Source organism: Chthoniobacterales bacterium (assembly GCA_035274845.1).
In the GTDB taxonomy this organism is placed as follows: Bacteria; Verrucomicrobiota; Verrucomicrobiia; order Chthoniobacterales; family UBA10450; genus AV80.
The window spans coordinates 350777-372691 of record DATENU010000024.1; the positions used below are offsets into that span (position 1 = coordinate 350777).

20 protein-coding genes are annotated in these 21915 nt (G+C 58.9%); 5 read left to right on the forward strand and 15 right to left on the reverse strand.

What is annotated here, in order from left to right:
* Positions 1 to 5 precede the first annotated feature (5 nt).
* A complete protein-coding gene (locus tag VJU77_19490) occupies positions 6 to 1898 on the reverse strand; it encodes a cbb3-type cytochrome c oxidase subunit I (protein HKP05543.1) in 1893 nt (630 codons plus the stop codon).
* 222 nt (positions 1899 to 2120) lie between these two features.
* Here VJU77_19490 and VJU77_19495 point away from each other — a divergent pair, with 222 nt between their 5' ends.
* From VJU77_19495 to VJU77_19505, 3 genes are all read left to right on the forward strand, one after another.
* Positions 2121 to 3245, forward strand: a complete 1125-nt coding sequence (locus VJU77_19495; protein HKP05544.1) for a PilT/PilU family type 4a pilus ATPase — start codon at positions 2121 to 2123, stop codon at positions 3243 to 3245.
* 34 nt (positions 3246 to 3279) lie between these two features.
* Positions 3280 to 3936 (forward strand): response regulator, encoded by a 657-nt coding sequence (locus tag VJU77_19500; GenBank protein HKP05545.1) that lies wholly within the window; start codon positions 3280 to 3282, stop codon positions 3934 to 3936.
* Positions 3937 to 4066: 130 nt separating this feature from the next.
* Entirely contained in the window at positions 4067 to 4552 is a 486-nt protein-coding gene (locus VJU77_19505; protein ID HKP05546.1) for a GAF domain-containing protein, read from the forward strand.
* Here VJU77_19505 and VJU77_19510 read toward each other — a convergent pair.
* The 13 genes from VJU77_19510 to VJU77_19570 all read right to left on the reverse strand — a co-directional run bounded on the left by VJU77_19510 (position 4549) and on the right by VJU77_19570 (position 18675).
* Positions 4549 to 4863 carry a hypothetical protein gene (locus tag VJU77_19510; protein ID HKP05547.1) on the reverse strand — a complete coding sequence of 105 codons (315 nt, stop codon included), beginning with the start codon at positions 4861 to 4863 and terminating at the stop codon, positions 4549 to 4551. The genes VJU77_19505 and VJU77_19510 overlap by 4 nt on opposite strands.
* Positions 4863 to 5882, reverse strand: a complete 1020-nt coding sequence (locus tag VJU77_19515) for an NAD(P)/FAD-dependent oxidoreductase (GenBank protein ID HKP05548.1) — start codon at positions 5880 to 5882, stop codon at positions 4863 to 4865. Before VJU77_19515 ends, VJU77_19510 begins: the two co-directional genes overlap by 1 nt.
* A gap of 84 nt (positions 5883 to 5966) precedes the next feature.
* Positions 5967 to 6734, reverse strand: coding sequence for a cytochrome c (locus tag VJU77_19520; GenBank protein ID HKP05549.1), 768 nt, complete (start codon positions 6732 to 6734; stop codon positions 5967 to 5969).
* Entirely contained in the window at positions 6731 to 7714 is a 984-nt protein-coding gene (locus VJU77_19525) for a cbb3-type cytochrome c oxidase subunit II (protein HKP05550.1), read from the reverse strand. The genes VJU77_19520 and VJU77_19525 overlap by 4 nt, the downstream gene beginning before the upstream one ends.
* Positions 7711 to 9216 carry a cbb3-type cytochrome c oxidase subunit I gene (locus VJU77_19530; protein HKP05551.1) on the reverse strand — a complete coding sequence of 502 codons (1506 nt, stop codon included), beginning with the start codon at positions 9214 to 9216 and terminating at the stop codon, positions 7711 to 7713. The genes VJU77_19525 and VJU77_19530 overlap by 4 nt, the downstream gene beginning before the upstream one ends.
* Before the next feature lie 22 nt (positions 9217 to 9238).
* A complete protein-coding gene (locus tag VJU77_19535; GenBank protein ID HKP05552.1) occupies positions 9239 to 9862 on the reverse strand; it encodes a hypothetical protein in 624 nt (207 codons plus the stop codon).
* A gap of 43 nt (positions 9863 to 9905) precedes the next feature.
* Entirely contained in the window at positions 9906 to 11108 is a 1203-nt protein-coding gene (locus VJU77_19540; GenBank protein HKP05553.1) for a hypothetical protein, read from the reverse strand.
* Positions 11105 to 11845: a cytochrome c gene (locus tag VJU77_19545; protein ID HKP05554.1), complete on the reverse strand. Its 741-nt coding sequence runs from the start codon at positions 11843 to 11845 to the stop codon at positions 11105 to 11107. Before VJU77_19545 ends, VJU77_19540 begins: the two co-directional genes overlap by 4 nt.
* Before the next feature lie 3 nt (positions 11846 to 11848).
* The gene (locus tag VJU77_19550; GenBank protein HKP05555.1) at positions 11849 to 12403 is read right to left on the reverse strand and encodes a DUF3341 domain-containing protein; all 555 of its coding nucleotides are present in this window, start codon (positions 12401 to 12403) and stop codon (positions 11849 to 11851) included.
* A gap of 124 nt (positions 12404 to 12527) precedes the next feature.
* The gene (gene nrfD / locus VJU77_19555; protein HKP05556.1) at positions 12528 to 13988 is read right to left on the reverse strand and encodes an NrfD/PsrC family molybdoenzyme membrane anchor subunit; all 1461 of its coding nucleotides are present in this window, start codon (positions 13986 to 13988) and stop codon (positions 12528 to 12530) included.
* A 94-nt stretch (positions 13989 to 14082) separates the two neighbouring features.
* Positions 14083 to 17520, reverse strand: a complete 3438-nt coding sequence (locus VJU77_19560; protein ID HKP05557.1) for a TAT-variant-translocated molybdopterin oxidoreductase — start codon at positions 17518 to 17520, stop codon at positions 14083 to 14085.
* Positions 17517 to 18242, reverse strand: coding sequence for a cytochrome c3 family protein (locus VJU77_19565; protein HKP05558.1), 726 nt, complete (start codon positions 18240 to 18242; stop codon positions 17517 to 17519). Before VJU77_19565 ends, VJU77_19560 begins: the two co-directional genes overlap by 4 nt.
* A gap of 154 nt (positions 18243 to 18396) precedes the next feature.
* Positions 18397 to 18675 carry a hypothetical protein gene (locus tag VJU77_19570; GenBank protein HKP05559.1) on the reverse strand — a complete coding sequence of 93 codons (279 nt, stop codon included), beginning with the start codon at positions 18673 to 18675 and terminating at the stop codon, positions 18397 to 18399.
* A 19-nt stretch (positions 18676 to 18694) separates the two neighbouring features.
* Between VJU77_19570 and VJU77_19575 the strand changes: the two genes are divergently transcribed.
* Together VJU77_19575 and VJU77_19580 are read left to right on the forward strand one after the other, a co-directional pair.
* Positions 18695 to 20272, forward strand: coding sequence for an amidohydrolase (locus tag VJU77_19575; GenBank protein HKP05560.1), 1578 nt, complete (start codon positions 18695 to 18697; stop codon positions 20270 to 20272).
* 70 nt (positions 20273 to 20342) lie between these two features.
* Positions 20343 to 20684 carry a cupredoxin domain-containing protein gene (locus tag VJU77_19580; protein HKP05561.1) on the forward strand — a complete coding sequence of 114 codons (342 nt, stop codon included), beginning with the start codon at positions 20343 to 20345 and terminating at the stop codon, positions 20682 to 20684.
* Between the two features lie 3 nt (positions 20685 to 20687).
* Here the strand turns inward: VJU77_19580 and VJU77_19585 are convergent, their stop codons facing one another.
* Positions 20688 to 21896, reverse strand: coding sequence for a KamA family radical SAM protein (locus tag VJU77_19585; protein HKP05562.1), 1209 nt, complete (start codon positions 21894 to 21896; stop codon positions 20688 to 20690).
* Positions 21897 to 21915: the final 19 nt, after the last annotated feature.

Here is a 21915-nt window from a genome sequence, read left to right on the forward strand (position 1 = left end):
GGGAATTAGTGAACACCGGCGGCGGCAGCCGCTTCGTAAGCTTTTCGGTCGCCCTCGGTCAGCGGCTCGGTCTGCATTGTGAAATCGCTTTCGCGCCCCGGCAGGCTGTACTCATACGGCCCGCGATAAACAACCGGTGTGATGGCGAAGTTTCCATGCGGCGGCGGCGAAGGAGCGGTCCACTCGAGAGTGGTCGCCTCCCAGGGATTGTCGTCCACTTTCTGTCCCCGCCTGATGCTCCAGAAGAAGTTAATGATGAACGGGATTTGGGCCAGGCCCATTACCCAGGCGGCGATTGAGATTGGCGTGTTCCATTCAAATCCGCTCAAGCCCCAGACCTTTTCGCCGGCGAGCGTCCAGCCCTGGCCGCCGTCGTACCAGCGGCGGTGCATGCCGAGCATTCCCTGCAGGAACATCGGCAGGAAAATGATGTTCATGCAGATGAGCGAAGGCCAAAAATGCACCTTGCCCCAGAACTCGTTCATTCGTCGCCCGGTCGCCTTCGGGAACCAGAAGTATATTCCGGCAAAGACCGCGAAGATCGTGCCGGGGGCGACGATGTAATGGAAATGCGCGATGACGTAATAGGTGTCGTGCAGATAGAGGTCGGCGGAATTAAACGCGAGCGGGATTCCGGTCAGGCCCCCGATACCGAACATCGGCAGGAACGCCGTGGCAAACAGCATCGGGACATTGAACCGGATCGAGCCGCCCCAGAGCGAAATGAAGAACGCGCTTAGGATGATGACCGACGGAATGGAAATGATCATCGTGGTCGTCTGGAAAAAGGCGCTGACCACCGAGCCCATGCCGGTGAGCCACATGTGATGGGCCCAGACGATGAAGGAAAGAAAGCCGAGCACCATGGCGGCGAAGACGAGGGACTTGTAACCCCAGAGCGGCTTGCGGGTATTGTTGGCGATGATCTCGGCGACAATCCCCATGCCGGGAAGAATCAAAACGTAAACCTCCGGGTGCCCCAGAAACCAGAATAGATGCTGCCAGAGCAACGGGCTTCCCCCGCCGCTGACGTGCAGCGGCGCCCCGTTAATCACCAGCCCGCTCGGCATGAAAAAGCTGGTCCCGGCGACACGGTCCATCAACTGCATGACAACCGCGGATTCGAGCGGCGGAAACGCCAGGAGCAAAAGAAACGCCGTCACGAATTGCGCCCAGACAAAAAACGGCAGGCGCATCCAGGTCATTCCCTTGGCGCGCAGCTGGATGATGGTCGCGATGAAATTAACCGCTCCGAGAAGGGATGAAGTAATGAGCAGGATGAAGCCGACCAGCCAGAGCGTTTGGCCATTCCAAAAGGGATCGTAGGTCGGCCCTTTGTCGGCGATGACCGCCAGCGGCGTGTAAGAAGTCCAGCCGCCTTTGGCAGCGCCACCCGGAACAAAAAAGCTGATCAGCATGACGATGCCACCGACGAAAAATGCCTGGTAGCTGGCCATGTTGATCTTTGGAAAGGTCATGTCCGGCGCACCGATCTGGAGCGGCACGACGAAGTTGCCGAAGGCAGCGAAGGCGATTGGAACGATGCCGAGAAAGATCATGATCGTGCCGTGCATCGCGCCCAACGAGTTATAGAACTCCGGCGTCATTTTCCCGTCGGGCATGCTGCCGGGACCGAAGAGGCTGCCCAGCGCGTTGCCGATCACGGGCAAGGCGTGGCCGGGATACGCCAACTGCCAGCGCATCAGCATCATGAGGGAGAAGCCGAAGAAAAGGAAAATGAGCCCCGTGATGCCGTATTGAATCCCGATCACCTTGTGGTCCGTCGAGATTATGTATTTTCGCCAGAAAGGGAGCTCGTGGTGGTCGTGCCCGTGATCGTCGTGGTGCGGATCGTGTTCGGCGTGCGGATGAGTAGCGAGGCCAGAAGATGCGTCCATAAGCGGAATCTGAAACTGAGTATCAGGGCAAAGTTTTCAAGTGAAAAGCGCCTTTTTGAGGAGATTACGCACCCTCCCGTATTGATCGCGGCAAGGGGGCCATTTGCGTGCGTCCAATTCCGGGAACGGCCCCTTCCCCCTCTGGGCACACTTCTCGCTAGTTGATATCGGCTTCTCCAGCTTTTTGTGAATAAACAGGTCATAGATGCTCTGCTTTCAGCGATGATCAGCAGCAGCGAAGGCGTTTCCGATTTGCTCTTCGCTGTCGGCAAACCTCCTGTCATCGAAGAACATGGCACCCTCGAGGAATTCCCGATCGATACCCCCACGGGCGTCCTGGATTCGGCTCAGATCGAGCAGATCGCCGACCATCTCATGAACGGCGATGAACGGCTCAAGAAGGACTTCGCGACCCTGGGTTCCTGCGATTGCAGCTATGCTCTCGCCGATCTCGCCCGGATGCGGGTCAATATTTTCAAGCAAAACGGCCGGCAGGCCATCGTGATGCGCAAATTGCAGACCGAGATTCCGAGCCTCGATCAGCTGGGATTGCCCCCGATTTTTCGGGAAATGATCAAGGAAAAGAACGGGATCATTTTCGTGACTGGCGCCACCGGCAGCGGCAAGACGACCACCCTGGCGGCAATGTTGAATGAGCTGAACGAGACCCAGAAGATTCACATCCTGACCCTGGAAGATCCGATCGAGTTCCTGCATCCGCACAAGAAGGCGCTCTTCAATCAACGTCAGCTCGGCAAGGATTTCCCCGATTTCGCCAGCGGACTGCGCGCGGCTTTGCGCCAGGCCCCGAAGGCGATCCTCGTGGGCGAAATTCGCGATCGCGAAACCATGGAGATTGCCATGACCGCGTCGGAAACCGGTCACGTGGTTTTCACGACGATGCACACAGTCAACGCCGGCCAGACCATCAATCGCGTCCTTGGCATGTTCGGCAAGGACGAAGAACAACAGTTGCGCCAGCGGCTGGCGGACACGATTCGCTACGTGGTCAGCCAGCGGCTCGTGCATAAAGTCGGGGGCGGCCGTCTGATGGTGTCGGAGATCATGGGCAGCAGCCTGCGCACGCGGGAGACGTTGCTTTATGGCGAAAGCGAGAACCGGACGTTCCAGGAAATCATCGAGGCCGGCGACACCATGGGCTGGCACAGCTTCGACCAATCGCTCCTGAAAGCCTACAAGACGGACCTGATCACGGATGAGACCGCGCTGATTTTCTGCACGCACAAAAACAAAATGCGGCGTGACATCGAGATGGTGAAAAAGCTGCGGAACCTCGCTTGCGACGAACCCTCCGGATTGCGGATGGAAATGGAGTCAGCCGCCTGATCGAGCCAATTGTCCTTTATTAGAAAATAATATCATGAACCAAACTGCTCCACCCCCCACCGCCCCCGCGGTTTCCGAGAAGCTCTCCGAAAAAGAGAAGGAGTTTCGCGCGGACTTGAACCAGAAATTACGGGCCCCCCTTAACGCCATCATCGGTTTCGCGGAACTGGTGGGCATGCGGCCCGGGAACGCGGCCAAGGACACCGACGTCCAGCATATTTTGAAAGCCGCGCGCGACCTGCTCGGGATAATCAATACGGAGCTCGGTGAGGAAGGGGCCGCGGAACAAGGTCCCGCCCGAACCGAAGAGAAGTCCAAGAGTTCCTGCGACGTGCTTTATATCGAGGACGACCCGGTCAACTTCATGCTGGTCGAGCGCATCCTGGAGTTTCGACCCGCGCTGACGCTGCTGCATGCGCGCAGTGGTGAAACTGGCGTCGAGCTGGCCCAGATGCATCATCCCAAGCTGATCCTGCTGGATCTCAATCTGCCGGACATCCACGGATCCGAAGTCCTGCGTCGGTTACAAAATGAAGCGGAGACGGCGAAAGTGCCGGTGGTGGTGCTGAGCGCGGATGCGACTCCGAGCCAGATCGAGCGATTGCTGACCGCCGGCGCGCGAAATTATCTGACCAAACCCTTCGACATCGATCCATTCCTGGCGGTCGTCGATGAGATGGTGGCGGCCTGACGAAAAGCAAGTAGTCGTCCTCCTCGTTCCAGCTCCGGAAGCATGGGAAGCCTCAAGGAGCGGCGGTTTGAAACCGCCGACCTGCAAGCCGGCGGTTTCCAACCGCCGCTCCCTGGCCTAAGTTCCACGCGTGTTCGCAACGTCCGATCTCAGCGCCCTAAGCAAGGCTGAGCTCTATCGCGAGCTCGCAGCCCAAATCAGCGGCCTGATCGAAGGCGAAACTGACCGAGTCGCGAACATGGCGAACTGCGCGTCCCTGATTTTCAATTCAGTGCCCCGGCTTAATTGGGCCGGTTTCTATTTGTTGAAGGGGGGCGAGCTGGTGCTGGGACCGTTTCAGGGGCGGCCGGCCTGCGTCCGGATCGCTTTCGGCCGCGGGGTTGTGGGCACCGCCGCGGAAAAGCGAACCACGATCCGCGTCGCGGACGTGAATGAGTTTCCCGGCCACATCGCGTGCGACACCGCCTCAAAATCGGAAATCGTAATCCCGTTGACGAGCGATGACTCGCACTTGCTCGGGGTTCTCGATGTCGATAGCCCGGACCTCGACCGTTTCGATGCCGAGGATGAAGCCGGCCTGAAAGCGATAGGTAAACTAATCGCCGCGAAACTTTAGTCGGCTTTTTCCTCGGCTTCTTCGCCGTGCTCGACGATGTCGCCTTTTTGGAAAAGCACGCCCTGGGCTATCTCACGCCACTCCGGCTTCGCCCGCAACAGCCATTCGAGGTCCATCGAGAAATGTTTGAATTCCTCTTTCTGCGCGTTCTGCATGATCGCCTTCGCGCTCTTGTCTTTTTCGACCGAAATACGCTGTTCGTACCAGTTGATCGCCTCGGCCTCTTCGCCTAACGAAACGATCATGCGCGCGAATGTCCTGGTTTCCTGCGAGAGTTCGCCAGCCGGTTCATGATATTGTTCGAATCCCATTATTTTTTCCTGCCTTTCCGCTTTGGGTTTACAACTTCCGGGATGGTCTTCTCCTCGTCCAGCTGCGCGGCGCGGAAACGCCGGAGCGAGTGGGTCGCCAGACTTTCCTCGAAGGAATCGCGATTGATAGCCTGGGCCGCCGCGGCGCCCTGGCCAGCCGCGATAATCATCTGGCAGTTCGCCGGGGTCACGCAGCCCGCGGCATAAAGCCGGGGCACATTCGTGCGCATGCATTGATCGACTTGGACCTGCCCGTCCCGGTCAATCTTCGCGCCGAGCTTTTTCGCCAATTGATTATGAAAAATATCGCCCCGGGTGGTGAAGATGTAATCGATCTTCACTCTCTCGCCTCCGGCAAAGACGAGTGCTCGGATTTTCCGTTTCCGGTGGTCCACGTCGCAGATCCGTTTCCGGACCACAGGGATTTCATATTCGGCCAGCCAGCGCGCATGCTGTTTGTCCCAAACTGCTTTTTTTCCGTTCGTGGCGACGATCAGGCAGGCGGAATAGCAGAGCATGCCCAGGGCATATTCCACCGCCTCGTTATTCGCGCCGATGATGGCGATCCGCTTTTCGCGGACGCGGCAGCCATCGCAGTCTTTGCAAAAGAACATGCTGTGACCGAGGCATTGCTTTACCCCGGGAATATCAGGCGGCCGGTGAAAAATACCCGTGGCCAGAAGCAATCGTCGGGTTCGATATGTTCGTCTTCCCTTTAGGATGAAGACCGATTCGTTCGCGGAGACGGTCTTGATTTCATCCTGCACAAACCGCACGCCGTATTTTTCCGCCTGCCTCCGGCCATTCCGCAAAAGCTCTTCGCCGGCAACCCCTTTTGGAAAGCCAAGATAATTTTCCACATCCGGCTCCCACTTCGCCATGGAATGGCCGGAATCAATTACGAGGGTGTCGCGTTGCGCGCGTCCCAGATAAATGGCCGCGGAAAGGCCCGCGATGCCGCCACCGATGACAATCGCTTCGCGCATATTTGGTTCGTCAAAGTCGGCGGTTCGTTTCATCACGCGTTGAGGATGAATCGGCGGCCGGGGGTCGCTGAGATGCCTGTATACGGCGACAGAGCGCCGTTGCTGCAACAAAAGCAACTACGGCTTCGGCGGGGGCGCCGGGCTTTGCGCTGCCGCGGGGTTCGCCCCGGGGGCTTCGCCTCCAGGAAGATCTTCGTCCGGGACCGCGTGCAGATCGGCTTCGACAAAAGAATCAGGATGGCTCGCCAGTTCCTTGCGTAGGGCAGCAATCTGCGCGGCGGAAACAGCGCTCGCTTTGTTTCCCCACTCCTGACGAATATAAGTGATAACGTCGGCAATCTTGGCATCGCTAAGCGTCTTGTCCCACGGTTGCATAACCGCGGTGCCGAATTGCTGGCCCTTGACGGTGATCGGGCCCGTAAGGCCTTTCAGGACAATCATGCCGACGCGCCGGCTCCCGCCATTAACGATTTCAGAACCGGCGAGCGGCGGATATCCTTGCCCGGCCGCGCCGAGCCCATTGGGTTGATGACAAACCGCGCAATTTGCCGAAAAGATCTTCTTCCCGCGATCGGCTTGCGAAAGTTCCTGCTTGTCGCCACCACCGGGACCGTTCGGCCCTAGTTTCTTGGATGACGGTGGCCCTGTTAGCGGATCGAGCCCGTCGCCGCTGAAGTTGCCGGAAAAGCGGCCCAGATACGCGCCGCCAAAAAAGATGGCGAGTCCGTAGATGGCGATCAACCAAATCGAGAGCGGTTCGAGCCCGACCCGGGGCTCGCGTTTTTCGCGCTGGATCGCGGCGTGCACCTGGTGGACGTCCGCGGTTTCACCGTAATCCATTCCCTGCCGAGTGCGCTTTTCAGGAGACGAGGAGCTCTCGTTCATTTCGCCTCCTTTGCTGGCGCCGGCGAAGAAGAAGCCGGAGCGGAATTTAGTTTCGCTTCCTTCAACTCATGGGATTGATCGAGCGACATTAAATAAGAGACCAGACATTTTGCGTCATAGGTAGGCACAATCTCCCACTCTTCGGACGGGGAATGGGTGGCAGGCAATTTCAACGCTTCAGCGGATCGTTCGCCGCTCACCCGCCGCTCTTCGTAAAGGAAATGATAGGCCGGCATGTTGGAATCGCTGTTCACGCTGCGCGGACTGTAAAGGTGGAGATGGTGCCAGGCGGCGGAATATTGCGGCGGAGCGCCGTCTGATGGAGCGGCGGTATCCGCGCTGGCCGGCGCACTCGCCGGTGAGGAAGCCGGAGCAGTCGCGGTCGTCGAAGCCGGCGCCGGGGATTTGGCGGCGGCGACGGCGTTCGCGGGCGACGCTGAGGGCGATGCCGCAGCACTGGCCGCCGGTGACGGGGGCGCCGCACTGGTCGAGGCCGGTGCCGCTGAAGCGGCTGCGGGAGAAGCAGCGGGCGAATTACTGGCGGCGGGCGACGTGGCGGCGGCAGGTGACGAAGCTGGACCCGCGCTGGCCGCGGGTGACGCCGCGGGCTCTTCCGCCGGCGCGCGCTTTCCGATGTTCGACAGGTCGGGACCTAATCGCATCTTGCCGAGCATCGTCGGCCGATCAAAAAGGTAATCGCGTGGCGCACTGCGACGCAGGCCCCATTTTCTTTCGATGTCGGACGCCGCGTAATCGGCGCGCACCTGCTGGCTGTGGCAGTAGGCGCAACCGTTAGCCGCATAAATCCGCCGGCCGCGCTCGGCCATGCCGGACTTCGGCGCGGGATAAATATCGGTCTGTTCCTCGTCCATCTGAGGATCAAGATGACCAATCTGATAGTTCGGAATCAGGGTCAGCCCGATCCACGAAAAGGCGAACGTTCCAAAGATCCCGAGAAAGAGCGGTACTATCCCTTTCATATATGTTCCTTAACCGCCTCCTCTTCCTGCGGATTGAGAAAAGTGGGAACACTCGCCGTCCGCCCCAGGCCAAAGAGCATGAGCCCGAAATGAAACGCGAAAATGAAATGGGCGACCGTCAAGAGCAGGCCGGAAAGGCTCCGGCCCCGCAAATACATCGGGACATATTCCAGTCCCTGAGTGAACGAGAGAGAGGCGTCGTCGAGAGCGCTCCCCTGCGCAATGGCCGCCGCGAAAAGCATCAAGACCATCAGGCCGACTCCGTAGGCCGACGCCCAGAAGTGCAGTTTGATCAGGCTGGCGTAGCGCCATTCCCGGCCCACCAGGCGCGGCACGATGTAATACATCGACCCGAAAATGGTCATCGTGAAAAACGCGTATAACCCCATGTGCGAATAAGCCACGCTCGCCTGGGTAAAGTTCAGATAGCGCTCGACCGAGCGGAGGGAAATCAGGACACCCGCCAGACTGAACACGGTATAGGAAATCGCGCCGAAGACCGTGAAGCGCAGCGTTGGGCTATAGCGCATCAGGCCGAAGTATCCCCGCATTGTCATGTGGTGATTAAGCCCCACGGTGGCCACCGGAATGATGGTGAAAATCGTCGCGGCGATGCTGGCCGTGATCATCCAGGCAGGGAACGGTCCATCGACCAGGCGCTGCATTCCTGTCCAACTCGCGAACAACGCATAGGTCCAGAAACCGATCGCCGCGAGGTGGTAACTGTAGACCGGCCGGCCGATCACTTTCGGGATCATGTAATACGCCGTGCCGAGACCGATGGCGCCGAACCAGAGAAAGAGAAGATTATTCGCGAACCACCAGGTCACGGCGGATTGCATCACGCCCTGCACCGGCGTCACGAAAAGCATCACCTGGGTCGCGCCATACACCCACGGGAACCAGAGAAACGCGCCGAGCAAATACCATTGCGTAATGTAAATGTGGTCGCCCCGGCGGAAGCGGAACATCAGCATCGCCCACGAGACGACGAGCGAATAAGCGACGAACAGGACGATAGCGGCGTAAGGCGGAAATTCCAGCCATTCATAACCGGTGCTGTCTCCCCAGAGAATGCCACCCACGCCAAGGAGCACTCCGAGATTCCAGAAGGCGCCGCCTCCGATGAGCAGCAGCGGATGGCGCAGGGTGGAACGGCAGAGGCGCGCCATCAGCCAGATGGCGGTGCCGATGCCGGCCATCGACGCCCATCCATAAACCATCACGTTCATGTGGGCCGGCCGAATCCGGCCCCAGGTGAGAAAGCTGCAATCGGCCAACAGATCGGGAGCGTGGAGCTTGAAGGAAGTCAGCCCGGCCAGGATCGTGCCCAGGAGGAGCCAGACAATCGCCGAGCCGTAGAAAAACAGGACGGGCAGCCGGGTCGACGCATCAATCAAGGCGCGCTCGACTTGCTCGACGTCGCGATTCGTCACGTCGGCATCGGGCGTGGGAATAGCCGCGCTGGTCGGTGCTTTCAGTGGTACTTCGCTCGGATTCATCAGGAAATTTTCAATTCTCGGCTCATGGCGTCTTGCCGCGGACCGGCAGCGGTGTCCCCGGTGCGGCTGGGGTCGGTGAAACGGTCGGGCTCGCTGGCGCCTTGGCGGCGCTGGAAGGAGGAGAACCGCCAGGAGTGGCCGATGGTCCCGGCTGGGAACCGGGCGGCGCAGGCGGCGGTTTGATGGCGGCGGCAGGCTGGTTGTGGCTCTCCGAATTTGGCCCCGAGACAGAAGTGGGCTTCGGCGTGGTCGCGGCCGGGGACGCGGTTACGGATGGTGCTGGGGTCGCGCTTCCCGCCGGCGAGGTCGCGGGGGCCGCTGGGCTTGTCGCCGTCTGTGGCGCCGGGCTCGTCACGGGAGCGGCAATTGGCCCCGCAGCCGCGGGCTTCTTTTGGGCCAGCTCCGCCACGGTCAATTCCATCGCTCTCTCAATCGGGATCCTGGCGACGCCTTTCGCTTTATCAGCCCAGGCATACGTCGTCAGGGCGTTCATGTTTTCCTTCTGCGCCGCTTCCAGTTTCTCGGCCCGCACCTTGGCGCGTTTCGCTTCGTAGGTATCGCCGCGAGGCGAAGCCCGCACGATCACCAGCGCCAGCAACCCGAAAAAGGCGAAGAGCAGCACCACCCCGATCCAGGTCGAGAACATGGAACGCGGTTGATGACTTTGGATTGGTTCTTCCTGGCTCACGTCAATTCACGGTGTGGAGCGATTCCAGCAGGCGCGGATCGCGGTTCGGGAAAAGAGAACTCCTGCGAGCAATCCGCAGGTAGAAAAAGGCAAGCGTCGCGCCCATTCCCAGCAGCGGCATGAAGTCCCAGATGCTCACGAGAAGGCCGGCCCCATGGAGAGCCGGCAAGATCACAATATAGAGATCGACGAGTTGCATGAAGACGATCCAGCCGGCGATCAGGCAAAGCTGCAGTGGTCTTTTCTTCGGCGAGCGCACCAGCAGGATCGCGAACGGGACAAAGAACCGGCCGATCACGAGGAAGAGACTGAGCGCATTCCACGACTCGGTGTTTCGCCGGATAAAGTATTCCGTCTCTTCGGGCATGTTGGCGTACCAGATCAGCATGTATTGGCTGAAACCGATGTAGGCCCAGAACACCGTGAACGAGAGCATCCACTTACCCATGATGTGGAAATGCTCCACCGTAACGGTTTCCTTCAAATAGCCGGCCCGTTGCAAACCGGCCATCACCAGGACCAGGAGCGACATCGAGCTGCCCGCGGCTCCCGCAAAAATATATACGCCCCACATGGTGGAGAACCATTTGTAGTCGATCCCCAACAGCCAATCGTAGGCGCCAAAGGTGAGCGACACCCCGAACAGAGGCAGAGCGACGAAGGCCAGCCGGCGCATCGCCAACGTAAATCCGGGATTGCCATTGCGGTCCTGCCGGATGGAGAAACGCCGGAAGAGCAGCGTCGCGACAATGAAGAAGAAGAAATAAAATGCCGAGCGGAAGACAAAGAAATGCCAGTTCAAGTAGGCGCGTTTGCTGTCCAGAATCGGATCGTGACCGGGCGGAATGTTCATCCACTCGTAGAGGTGATGCCGGAAAATCACGATTGGAACAAAGAAGAGGACCATCAGCGGCATGAGCATCGCCAGGTTCTCCAACTGGCGCCGGACGACGACCGACCAGTCGGCGTCCGTCACGTGATGGACGATGATCCAAAAGAAACAGCCGGCGATCAGCGTGAAATAAAAGGCAAAGGCAAAGAGCCAGGAAAAACTGAACTGGTGCTTCGCCACGAAGGCGCCCACCACACTGAGCCCAAGTCCGACGATTCCCATAAGGGCCAGCAGGAGAGACAACGGGGCAAACCGGTTTGTCTCAATGTATTCCCCTTCCGGAGTCGGGACGACGTCAGAACGTTCGCTCATTTCTTGGCCGCCTCCGCGGTTGGTTCGGGTTTCGTTTCCGGCGGCTTGTCCAACTCGGCGCGATGTTCCGGCGGCACATCCGCCTCGGTCGCGTTCTGGCTGCGTTGCAATGCGCGCAGATACGAGATGATCGCCCAACGATCGCGCACGGTGACATTGGGCCCGTAAGCCAGCATGGTGTTTTTGCCGTTCGTGATCGTGTTGAAGATCTCGCCGTCGGACATCTTGCGAATTCGCTCATCCTGCAACGAGACGACCGTGGTCAGGCCATACTGCTTGGTCATTCCGTTGCCGGCGGCGGCCGGTCCATGGCAAATGGCGCAGTTGATATTGAAGCGCTGTTTCCCCCGCTCCATCAGGGCTGCGTCCACGGTAATGGGAAAACCGGTCCCCCAGTTGGTCCCCATCTTGCCGGTGTTGAAATAATCAGTGCCGCCGCTGAACCCGAACTCTGGTTGCGCATTCGTCTCAGCCGGGAGAGGCGGGGCGCCCGGCGCGGGTTCGCTGCCGGCCTTCGGCATTTCGTAGCCGAGTGGAACCGTGCCGGGAACTGGCGGGCGCGCGCCGCGGCCATCAGCAAAGAATCCAAGCGGCGCCTGCGCCCGGACTTTCGGCTGCCGCACCATGTCCGGGAAAACCTCGATCGGCGATCCGGTACTCGTCTGGCCACGGAAACCGAACACCGCGACAATCGCGATGCCGATCAGTAGAAAGATGAGAAGGAAGCCGCGCAGCATAGGTTACTCTTCGTGGATAATCGTGACGTGCTGGCCGCCGCTTTGTTCCAAAAGTTCGCGCGCCTCGAGCTCGGTGAAACGCGGATCACGCGCTTCAATGATCAGGAAAAATCCGTCGTTCGTCGCACGGGAAAATCGTTGCCAGTTAAAAACCGGATGGTACCAGCGCGGGAGACCGTTCATGATCAGCATCGCGAAAAACGCGGTGAACGCTGAGAAGAGAACGGTGAGCTCGAACATGATTGGGAAAAACGCGGGAACGGTCCGCCAGTCGACCGGCTTTCCATGAACCACCAGCGGATAAATGATCGAGGAAGGCCCAAACTCCAGGATCACGGCCGTGAGCAATCCGGTAATGCCGCCCGCCAGGACGACGGCGCTCAGCCATGATTTGCCCAGGCCCATCGCGTCGTCCATGCCGTGAATCGGGAAAGGCGAATGCACATCCCAGCGTTTGAACCCGGCATCGCGCACTCGTTTCGCCGCCTCATACAGGGCGGAGGCGCTCGGATATTCCGCGCCCATCCCGTAGACTTTATTTCCGGACGGCGTCCTCATCAGTTGCGCTCCTTTCCGCCGGCCCTGTAGCCGCGTCCCTGTGGGACGCGTAGCGTGGCGCGCTGCCAATCACGTCGGCCCTCATCGCTTCGCACAGCGAAGCGGCTACAGAAAGAGAGCGTTCTCAATTGCGCTCCTTTCCGCCGGCTGCGACGGGATGATGCCCAGCCGCCGTCGCATGGTGCGGGTCGGCCTCAGGCAGGACGATCTTTACCTCCGACATCGCGATCATCGGCAGGTAGCGAATGAAAATGAGGAAGAGCGAGAGGAAGATTCCGAACGTCCCGACGAACGTCCAAATATCGACCCAGGTCGGGTAAAACATTCCCCAGGACGAGGGAAGGAAGTCGCGATGTAATCCGCCCACGATGATGATGAAACGCTCGAACCACATGCCGGCGTTCACGCACATGCAGACGAAGTAAACGACGTAGATGTTGGCCCGGAATTTTTTGAACCAAAAGAGTTGCGGGGAAAGGGCGTTACAAAAGAGCATGCCGGTCCACCAGTACCACCAGTAAGGGCCGAAGATGCGGTTATAGAACGCGAACTTTTCGTATTGATTGCCGCTGTACCAGGCCACGAAAAATTCCATGCCGTAGGCGTAGGTCACGATCGAGCCGGTCAGCAAAATGATCTTCGCCATCTTGTCGACGTGTTGCGGCGTGATGATGTCGTGCAGCTTGTAGATCGCGCGGGCCGGAATCATCAGCGTCAGCACCATGGCGAACCCGCCGAAAATCGCGCCGGCCACGAAGTAGGGCGGGAAAATCGTCGTATGCCAGGTCGGGATAATTGAGGTGGCGAAGTCGAAGGAAACGACGCTGTGCACCGAAAGCACGAGTGGGGTGGAAAGGCCGGCCAGAAGCAGGTACGCCATTTCGTAATGACGCCAGTTCCGGTTCGATCCCCGCCAGCCGAAGGCGAAAATTCCGTAAAGCAACTTCTTGATCTTCGTCGTCGCGCGATCGCGCAGGGTCGCCAGATCAGGAATCAGTCCGGTGTACCAAAAGAGGACCGAGACCGAGAAGTAGGTCGATACCGCAAAAACGTCCCAGAGCAGCGGGCTCCGGAAGTTCGGCCAGATCCCGTAGTTGTTCGGCAGCGGGGCAAGGAACCACGCCATCCAGACACGGCCAACGTGGACGCCGGGGAAAATCGCGGCGCAAATAACGGCGAAGAGCGTCATCGCCTCCGCGGAGCGGTTGATGGAGGTCCGCCATTTTTGCCGGAGCAAAAACAGAATGGCTGAAATAAGAGTGCCGGCGTGTCCGATACCGATCCAGAAAACGAAGTTGGTGATGTCCCAGGCCCAACCGACCGGATGATTCAGTCCCCAGGTCCCGACGCCGGTCGAAATCTGGTAGCCGAGGCAGAACAACCCAAACATTGCGACCATGGAAGTGATCGCGAAAGAAACCCACCACCAGCGGGGCGCCGGGCCTTCGACCGCACCGGCAATGCGCTCCGTGATCCAGCTGAAGTTCCGCTTGTGCAAGACAAGCGGGACGCGCTGCAACGGCTTCTCCACCGAAGCCGACGCTTCGCCTTCAATTACATCTGGAGCTGTGATTGCGCCGTCCATATCTAAATTGCCGAATGCAGATTGTAGATTGCAGATTGGCTCCGTGGCATGAACGCCAATCTGCAATCTGCAATCTTAGATCTGAAATCCGTCCTCACGGTTTCTCCTCGGGCTGCGTCGCGTTAGTCTCGTGTTTGGGCTTCGCGCCGTTTTCGTGGCTTTCGTGGCCCAGGCTTGCCACCGCGATCCGGCTCGCATCCGGCATCTTCGGATTCGGATTCCTGATTCGCGCCAGGTAGCTCGTCCGGGTGTTCACATTCAGATATTTGAGCAGCTGGTAATTCCGGTCCTGCATTTTCATCTTCGAGACCCGGCTTTCCGGATCTTTCACATCGCCGAAAACGATCGCCTCAGTCGGGCAGGCTTGCGCGCAGGCACTGGTGAACGAGTCGCGCGGAATAAGGAGCTTGTCCGAAGCGCCCGCCCGGACGTGGGCCGCGATTTTTGCTTCCTCGATTCGCTGCACGCAATAAGTGCACTTCTCCATGACCCCGCGCATCCGGACGGTGACATTCGGATTCTTCTGGAGCTTGCTCGCATCGGGCGCGCCCTTCTCGGTCAGAGGTCCGAGATATTCCTGGTAGACCGAGAGCGGGCCGACTTTCTTTTTGCCAATCGGCCGTTGGTTGTAATCGAAAAAGTTAAAGCGCCGGACTTTAAAGGGACAGTTGTTGGCGCAATACCGGGTGCCGATGCAGCGGTTGTAGGCCATGACGTTCAAGCCGTCTTCGCTGTGGACGGTGGCGTTGACCGGGCAAACCGTTTCGCACGGCGCATTTTCGCAGTGCTGGCACATCATCGGTTCGTGGACGATCTCGGGGTTCTCCGGATACTCGCCCTTGTCTTCGTTGAACGGCTTCTCGCTCGCGTAATAACGATCGAGCCGCAGCCAGTGCATGGCCCGTCCGTGGCTAACCTGGAGTTTGCCGACGATCGGGATGTTGTTTTCGCTTTGGCAAGCGATGATGCAGGCGCTGCAGCCAGTGCAAACGTTGAGGTCGACCGCCATCCCCCATTGTTGTTCGGCGCTTAGCGGTGGATGGCTATAAAGTGAGGGAAGCCTGGGCGGCAGTTCTTCGTCACCCGCGATCTTCTGCACGAATTCATTGTCTTCGCGGTAATGCTCCAGCGTCGCCTCGCGGACGAGGCCGCGGCCTTCGATGCTCCAATGGTCCTGCGTAATCGAAAGCGCGTACGACCCCAGGGTATGCATCTTCGGACGGTCCGGAGTGTTGTCCGGTGTGGCTGAGTCCCCCGGCTTCGGAGTTGGCTTCGCCTTTGGCGTCGGCGCGGTCGTTACGGATATCGCCTCAATCGTCTTCCCGTCGACAGCGATGTAGTGAGGATTCGAGCTGGTCCGCAGGAGATAAGCATTGAAGCCAGCTTCTTCACCGATTGGACCGGTTTTCTTTCGGCCATAGCCAAGCGGAATGGTAATTGAATTGTCCGCGTGCCCTGGCGAAATGAGAGCCGCGATCACGAGTTCCCGCCGCATCGGCTTTTGGTTCGCGTCCTTCGTCATTTCCGTTATGGCGATGTTGATGAGATCGCCGGTGGTGACGCCAAGATGCTGGGCGAGAACCGGACTCATCATCGCGGCATTGTCCCAGGTCAGCTTAGTGATTGGATCGGGCAATTCCTGGAGCCAGCCGTTGTTGATGTAACGGCCATCGTCCATGGCATAGCTTCGGGTGAGGACAATCTCCGGAGCGTCCAGCGTCGGGTTGGCCGCCGTGGCCCAAAGCGTGTGGGCAACGCCACCCGCGTTATTCGAATTGAACGTGGGCGGCTTATCCTTGAGCACAATATGCGTCGCAAACCCATCCCGCAGTAGTTGCGACCAGGCCGTCGCCAAATCGCCCGGGGGGGCGGTCGCCCTAAATGTTTCCTGAACGAGTTCGGGGCCCTCAACTTTCGGGCCGCCGAGGATCGCGTTCATCAGCTCGATCTCGGACATTCCTCCATAGAGCGGAAGGATCATCGGTTGAATCGCGAGATAGGCGCCCTCCGACGTGAGCGCGTCTCCCCAGGCCTCGAGATAGTGCGCGGCGGGAACATGCCAGTGGCTCAACTCCGAGGTCGCATCCTCGAAATGTCCAAGGCGGACGACATCCGGCACCTTCTTCTGCAGATCGGGCCAATCGACCGGCGCTTTCGTCTCGCGATCGATCGTGATCCCGCGTGGCGCGTTGTAAACCGGGTCGCCCCCGAAAATGAAAAGCTGTTTGATCCGGCCGCCATTAATTTCGCCGGCCAGTTGCAGAATGCTGTTCGTCTTGGGCGCGCGCAAAAATTCGCGCACGATCAGGGTCGCCCCCACGTTCTTGAGCGCCGAATTAATGGCATACGCCATCAATTGCACGACGACGGGCTGATGCGGCCCGGCCAGCACCAGGCTCGCGCCGGGCTTCGCCATGAGATCATTCGCGCACTCGGTGAGCCATTGATCGTCGAACTTCATCGCGTTCGTCGGCTCCGTTAAAGTCGCAATCGTCGAAGCGAGACCCGCGTCCTTGGTGGCGAGCGCAATTTTTCCGGCCAGGGCGCGCGTGAATGCGGGAATTTGGCTCGCGGGGCACCGCATCCGGTGATCGGCCATCGCGCCGGTGAGCGTAAACCGGTTCTCCACCACGTAGAGCCGGTTCATCGTGTCCTTGGACGTCCCCACGCGACGGCGTGACGTGAAGGCGCGGATGCCTGCCAGGTTGCCTTCGCCGCAATCGAGGAAATCGCTATCGAGCGCGAGCACCACATCGGCGCGCTCCAGGTGCGGGACGAGCCGCGCGTTTTCGCCGAAGCTGAGCTGGGTCGCGAAACTTTGCGCTTCGGTCAGAACCGGATCGTAAACGCACCACCGCATTTTCGGATAGACCTTGAGCAGCTCGGCGCGCAAACGCTCGCGCGTCGGCGAATGCACTTCCTCGACGAGAAAGGCGAGCCCCGCTCCGCCATCCGCGGCGATCTTCGTTCGAAGCTGGGTCAGGTATTTTTCGAATTCGGCCCGGTCGCGCGTCTCGAAAGTTTCCTTCTTTTCGCCCTTTTCGGTCTTTTCCCCTTTTTGGGCGAACCGCTTCGAGCGTGCGGGGTCGTAGAGATCGAGAACGGAAGCCTGAGCGAACCCGTCCGTGGCGCCGCCGCTGGCGGGATGAAGAGGATTGCCGTCGATCTTGGTTGGCCGGCCATCGTGGGTCGTGACCACGAGCGGAATTCCACCGGTGCGCCGAGGCATCGCCGTCGCGTAATAGAGCGCCTTGCCCGGAATCGCCCACTCGACGCTCTTCGTGAACGGAACCAGGTGCGCTTCAGGCCGGCGACAACTCGTCATGCCGAAACCGGCCAGCGCCATCGAAGCTCCCATCAACTTCAAGAAACCACGGCGCGACCATTCATCGCCGTTGAGCTGATCGGCGCCGGCGGGAAATTCGCGCTCGAGCCAGCTGCGAAATTCCGGCGTGTCGCTCAATTCGCCCAGGCTGCGCCAGTAACGCTTCCCGGTCAGCTTCTCCGGTGGGTGCTCGAAAATGCGCTTCATCGGTGGCACCCCTGGCAATTGAGCGGAGGCTGAATGTTCCAACGTTCTTTCAACGTCTGGCCAATCTCCTGTTGGGTCAGCTTTTCTTTCTTCGACCAATCGTCCTTGGCCTCTTTTGGCTGGCCGTACTTGGCCACAAAGTCCGCCGGTTTTTCCGATTCCGGTTTCCAATCCAGGTTAGTGATCTGGGTTTCCGGACGGAGAAACTTCTCCGGGTGGCGATGACATTCGAGACACCACGCCATGCTATGGGGCTTCGCGTGATAAACTACCGGCATGTGATTGACCTCGCCATGGCAGCTGGCGCAACTGATCCCGCGATTCACGTGGGCCGCGTGATTGTAATAAACGTAATCGGGCGTGCGATGGAGCTGCACCCATTCAACCGGCTGCCCGGTCTTCCAGCTCGCCCGGATCGGCTCCAGCTTCGGATTGTCCTTCTGCACCTGCGTGTGGCACGCCATGCAGGTCTGCGTGTTCGGCAGGTTCGAATGCGCCGCTACGTCCACGAAGCTGTGGCAATACCGGCAATCCATTCCGAGCTGCGAGACGTGAATGTCGTGCGGAAACGGAACCGGCTGGACGGGCTGATAGCCGACCCGCGTGTATTTTGGCGTAATATAGTACCACGTCCCCGCGGTCAGGCCGCAAACGATCACGACGCCGCAAATGGAAATCTTAAGCGGCAGCCAGTTGGACCATCGTGGAAAAAAATTCGCCATAGGGCTTAGCGAACTGTGCTTCCGTAGAGGTGCAGCCGCCAAGATAAAAACGAACCGGACTGGTGGTTAGGATGTGCGGTGCTCAGAGGTCGGCAGGTTAAAGGTTAAATCGCATTGCACCGGAGGGAAGGCGGCAAGTCTATAAATCGACATCTCATTGGCAAAAAGAAATTTGTTTTTCCGTCCGTTTTCCCTCGAAAAACGACGCAACAATTCTTCTCATACGGAAAAGCGCCGAATAAGCAAAACCGATAAATGAAAAACTATTCACAGGATTTGCGGTCTTTTTTCGCCAATCCGAAGCGCGCTCGACCTTCCGCCCCGGAATCGTGAAGATGAATGGCATGAACAGATCAGGGATTTTTCTTTTTCTCGCGCTTTGCTTCGCTCTCGCCGGGCCGGGGCGCGCGGAAACGGCCCAAACTGTTTTCATCAACGGAAACATTTACACGATGAACGAACACCAGCCACGAGCCGAAGCGATTGCGGTGAAGGGTGATCGAATCGTTTTCGTAGGCTCAAACGCCGAAGCGAAGAAATATCAGACCGAGACGGCCCGGACCGTCGATCTCGGCGGCAAGACCGTCGTCCCCGGCCTGACGGATTCGCATTGCCACATTTTCGGCATCGGCGAGCGCGAGCTGACTTTGAACCTGGAAGGCACGAACACGCTCGAAGATTTTCTCGCGAAAGTGAAGGAGCGGATCGCGAAGACGGAGAAGGGAAAATGGGTCACCGGCCGCGGCTGGATCGAGACGTTCTGGAAACCGGCGCAGTTCCCCACCCGCGCGGATCTCGATAAGATCGCGCCCGAGAATCCGGTTTTCCTGACTCGGGCGGACGGCCACGCCGCGATCGCCAACAGCGCTGCCTTGCGCATCGCGAAAATCGACAGGCAAACGCCAAATCCATTTGGCGGCGAAATTTTGCGCGACAAGGGAACCGGGGAAGCGACCGGCATGTTGCTCGATCACGCCCAGGAACTGGTCCACAAAAATGTTCCAAAACCGACAGAAGCGGAGCGCCGGGAAGCGTTCGTCGTGGGCGTAAAGCGCGAGCTGTCGTTAGGCTGGTGCGAGATTCAGAATGCGGGCAGCAATCTCGAAGATCTTCCGCCGATCCGGCAGGCGTTGGAGGCGGGCCAATGCAAGATTCGGGTTTACAACGCCGTCTACGCGCCCGGACCGGCCGGAGCAGCATTATTAAGAGACGGCCCGGTGCTTAACCAGTTCGATCACCGTTTCACCCAGCGGACGATCAAGGTCGTTTTCGATGGTGCGCTCGGCTCGCGCGGGGCGGCATTGCTGGAGCCATACTCCGACGCGCCGGAAACCTCAGGCTACCTCACGCAAAAGGAATCTGAACTCCAGCCAATTTTCGAGGAAGCACTCCGGAAAGGCGTTCAGATCGAAACCCACGCCATCGGCGATCGCGCGAACCGGCTCATCCTCGACCTCTACGAAAAAGCGATGATCGCCGTCCCAAACACAAAACGAAAAATGCGTGAGCCGCGCTGGCGCATCGAGCACGCCCAGATTCTCAGCGCGCAAGACATCCCGCGTTTCGCCAGCATCAATGTCATCGCGTCGATGCAACCATCCCACGCCATCAGCGACCTCTTTTTCGCGCCGGCTCGTCTCGGCAAAGAACGCCTCGCCGGCGCCTACGCCTGGCAAAGCCTCCTTAAGTCGGGCGCGATCATCTGCTGCGGCTCCGACGCTCCCGTCGAACGGGGCGAACCGATGATCGAATTCTACGCCGCCGTCGCCCGCAAGAGCATCAAAGGCGAATCGCTCGATGGCTGGCACCCGGAGCAGGCCGTTACCCGCGAGCAAGCGCTTAAGATGTTCACCCTCGCTCCGGCCTATGCCGCCTTCGAAGAGAACGACAAAGGCTCGATCGAACCCGGCAAGCTCGCCGATCTCACCGTCCTTTCCGCCGACATCATGAAGATCGCGGAGCCGGAAATTCTGACGACCAAGTGCGCCATGACCGTGATCGGCGGCGAGGTGGTTTACGAAAGAAAATAACTTCGCTCGACCTAACGAAAACCAAAGATCAACAACGAACCGATCTGCGAGCCGCAGCCGATATAATGGTATGAAGACATTAATTTTGGTTATCGCTGCGGTCACCTTTTGCACGGGAATATCGCGGGCGGCAGAAGGTCAAAAAATCAACGTGACGATGTCAGAATATAAATTCGAGATGCCGTCCACGGTGAAGGCGGGTAAAACGACATTCGTAATCAAGAACGCCGGCAAACATGCGCATAGCTTCGCGATCAAAGGCGAAGGCATTAACAAAAAGCTGGCGACAAATCCGAAGCCTGGGCAAACGCAAACATTAGAAGTGAATCTGAAGCCCGGCACGTATGTGGTCACCTGCCCGGTGGACTTTCATACCGCCAAAGGAATGAAAACCACCCTGACGGTGAAGTAGCTGCTACGAGTAAAGATACTCGTCGTGGTACTCGCGCTGGGGAGCGAACTGAACGGATGGATCGGCGCCGGTCTCGGGGTATTCGAAGATTTTGCCTTCGTAATTGCGGATCACGATCTTCTCGTTGTCGTGATACAACACGTAACCAGGATTGATCGGCACCTTGCCGCCGCCACCGGGAGCGTCGATCACGAACTGGGGCACACCGTAACCGGTCGTATGGCCGCGCAAGCCTTCGATGATCTCAATTCCTTTCGCGACAGAGGAGCGCAGATGAGATGAGCCGGTGATCAGGTCGCATTGGTAAATGTAGTACGGTCGGACCCGGCACATCAGGAGCTTTTGCACGAGCGTCTTCATCGTCTCGATGTTGTCATTCACGCCGGCGAGAAGAACGCTTTGGTTGCCCAGCGGAATGCCGGCGTTCGCCAGCCGTTCGAGGGCTTGTTTCACTTCCACGGTCAGCTCCCGGGGATGATTAACGTGCACACTCATCCAGAGCGGATGGTATTTCGCCAGCATGGCGCAGAGCTCGGGAGTGATGCGTTGCGGCAGGAAGATCGGGACGCGGGTGCCGATTCTGAGAAACTCAATGTGTGGGATCGCCCGCAAACGGCTCAGGATTTTCTCCAGCTTGTCGTCGCTGAAGAGGAGGGCGTCGCCACCCGAAAGCAGGACGTCGCGCACTTCGGTATGTTGTTCGAGATAACGAAAGGCCTCCTCGAAATCGGTGTGCAATTCCTGTTCGCCGGCGCCGCTGACCACTCTGCTCCGGGTGCAATACCGGCAGTAACTCGCGCAACGGTCCGTCACGAGGAAGAGGACGCGATCGGGATATCGATGCACCAATCCCGGCACCGGCATATGGGAATCTTCCCCACACGGGTCGACCATGTCGTAGGGCGACGTCCAGGTTTCCTCGATCCGCGGGATGACCTGGCGGCGAATCGGGCAATCAGGATTATCGCGCTCGATCAGGTTAAAAAAGTGCGGGGTAACGGCCAGGGCGAGCTTGTCGCCGGAAAGGAGCACGCCGGCGCGCTCCTCATTCGAGAGCTCCAGGTGCTGCTCAAGTTGAGCCAGGGAAGTGACCCGATTTTTGAGCTGCCATTTCCAATCGTTCCAGAGTTCCAGCGGAGTCGCCGGCCAATAGCCGGGCGCGTGCGAAACGAACTCTTTTCCATCCATTTTCCCAGGGGCAAGAGTAAGCATTTTAGTTTTGTGAGGGAAA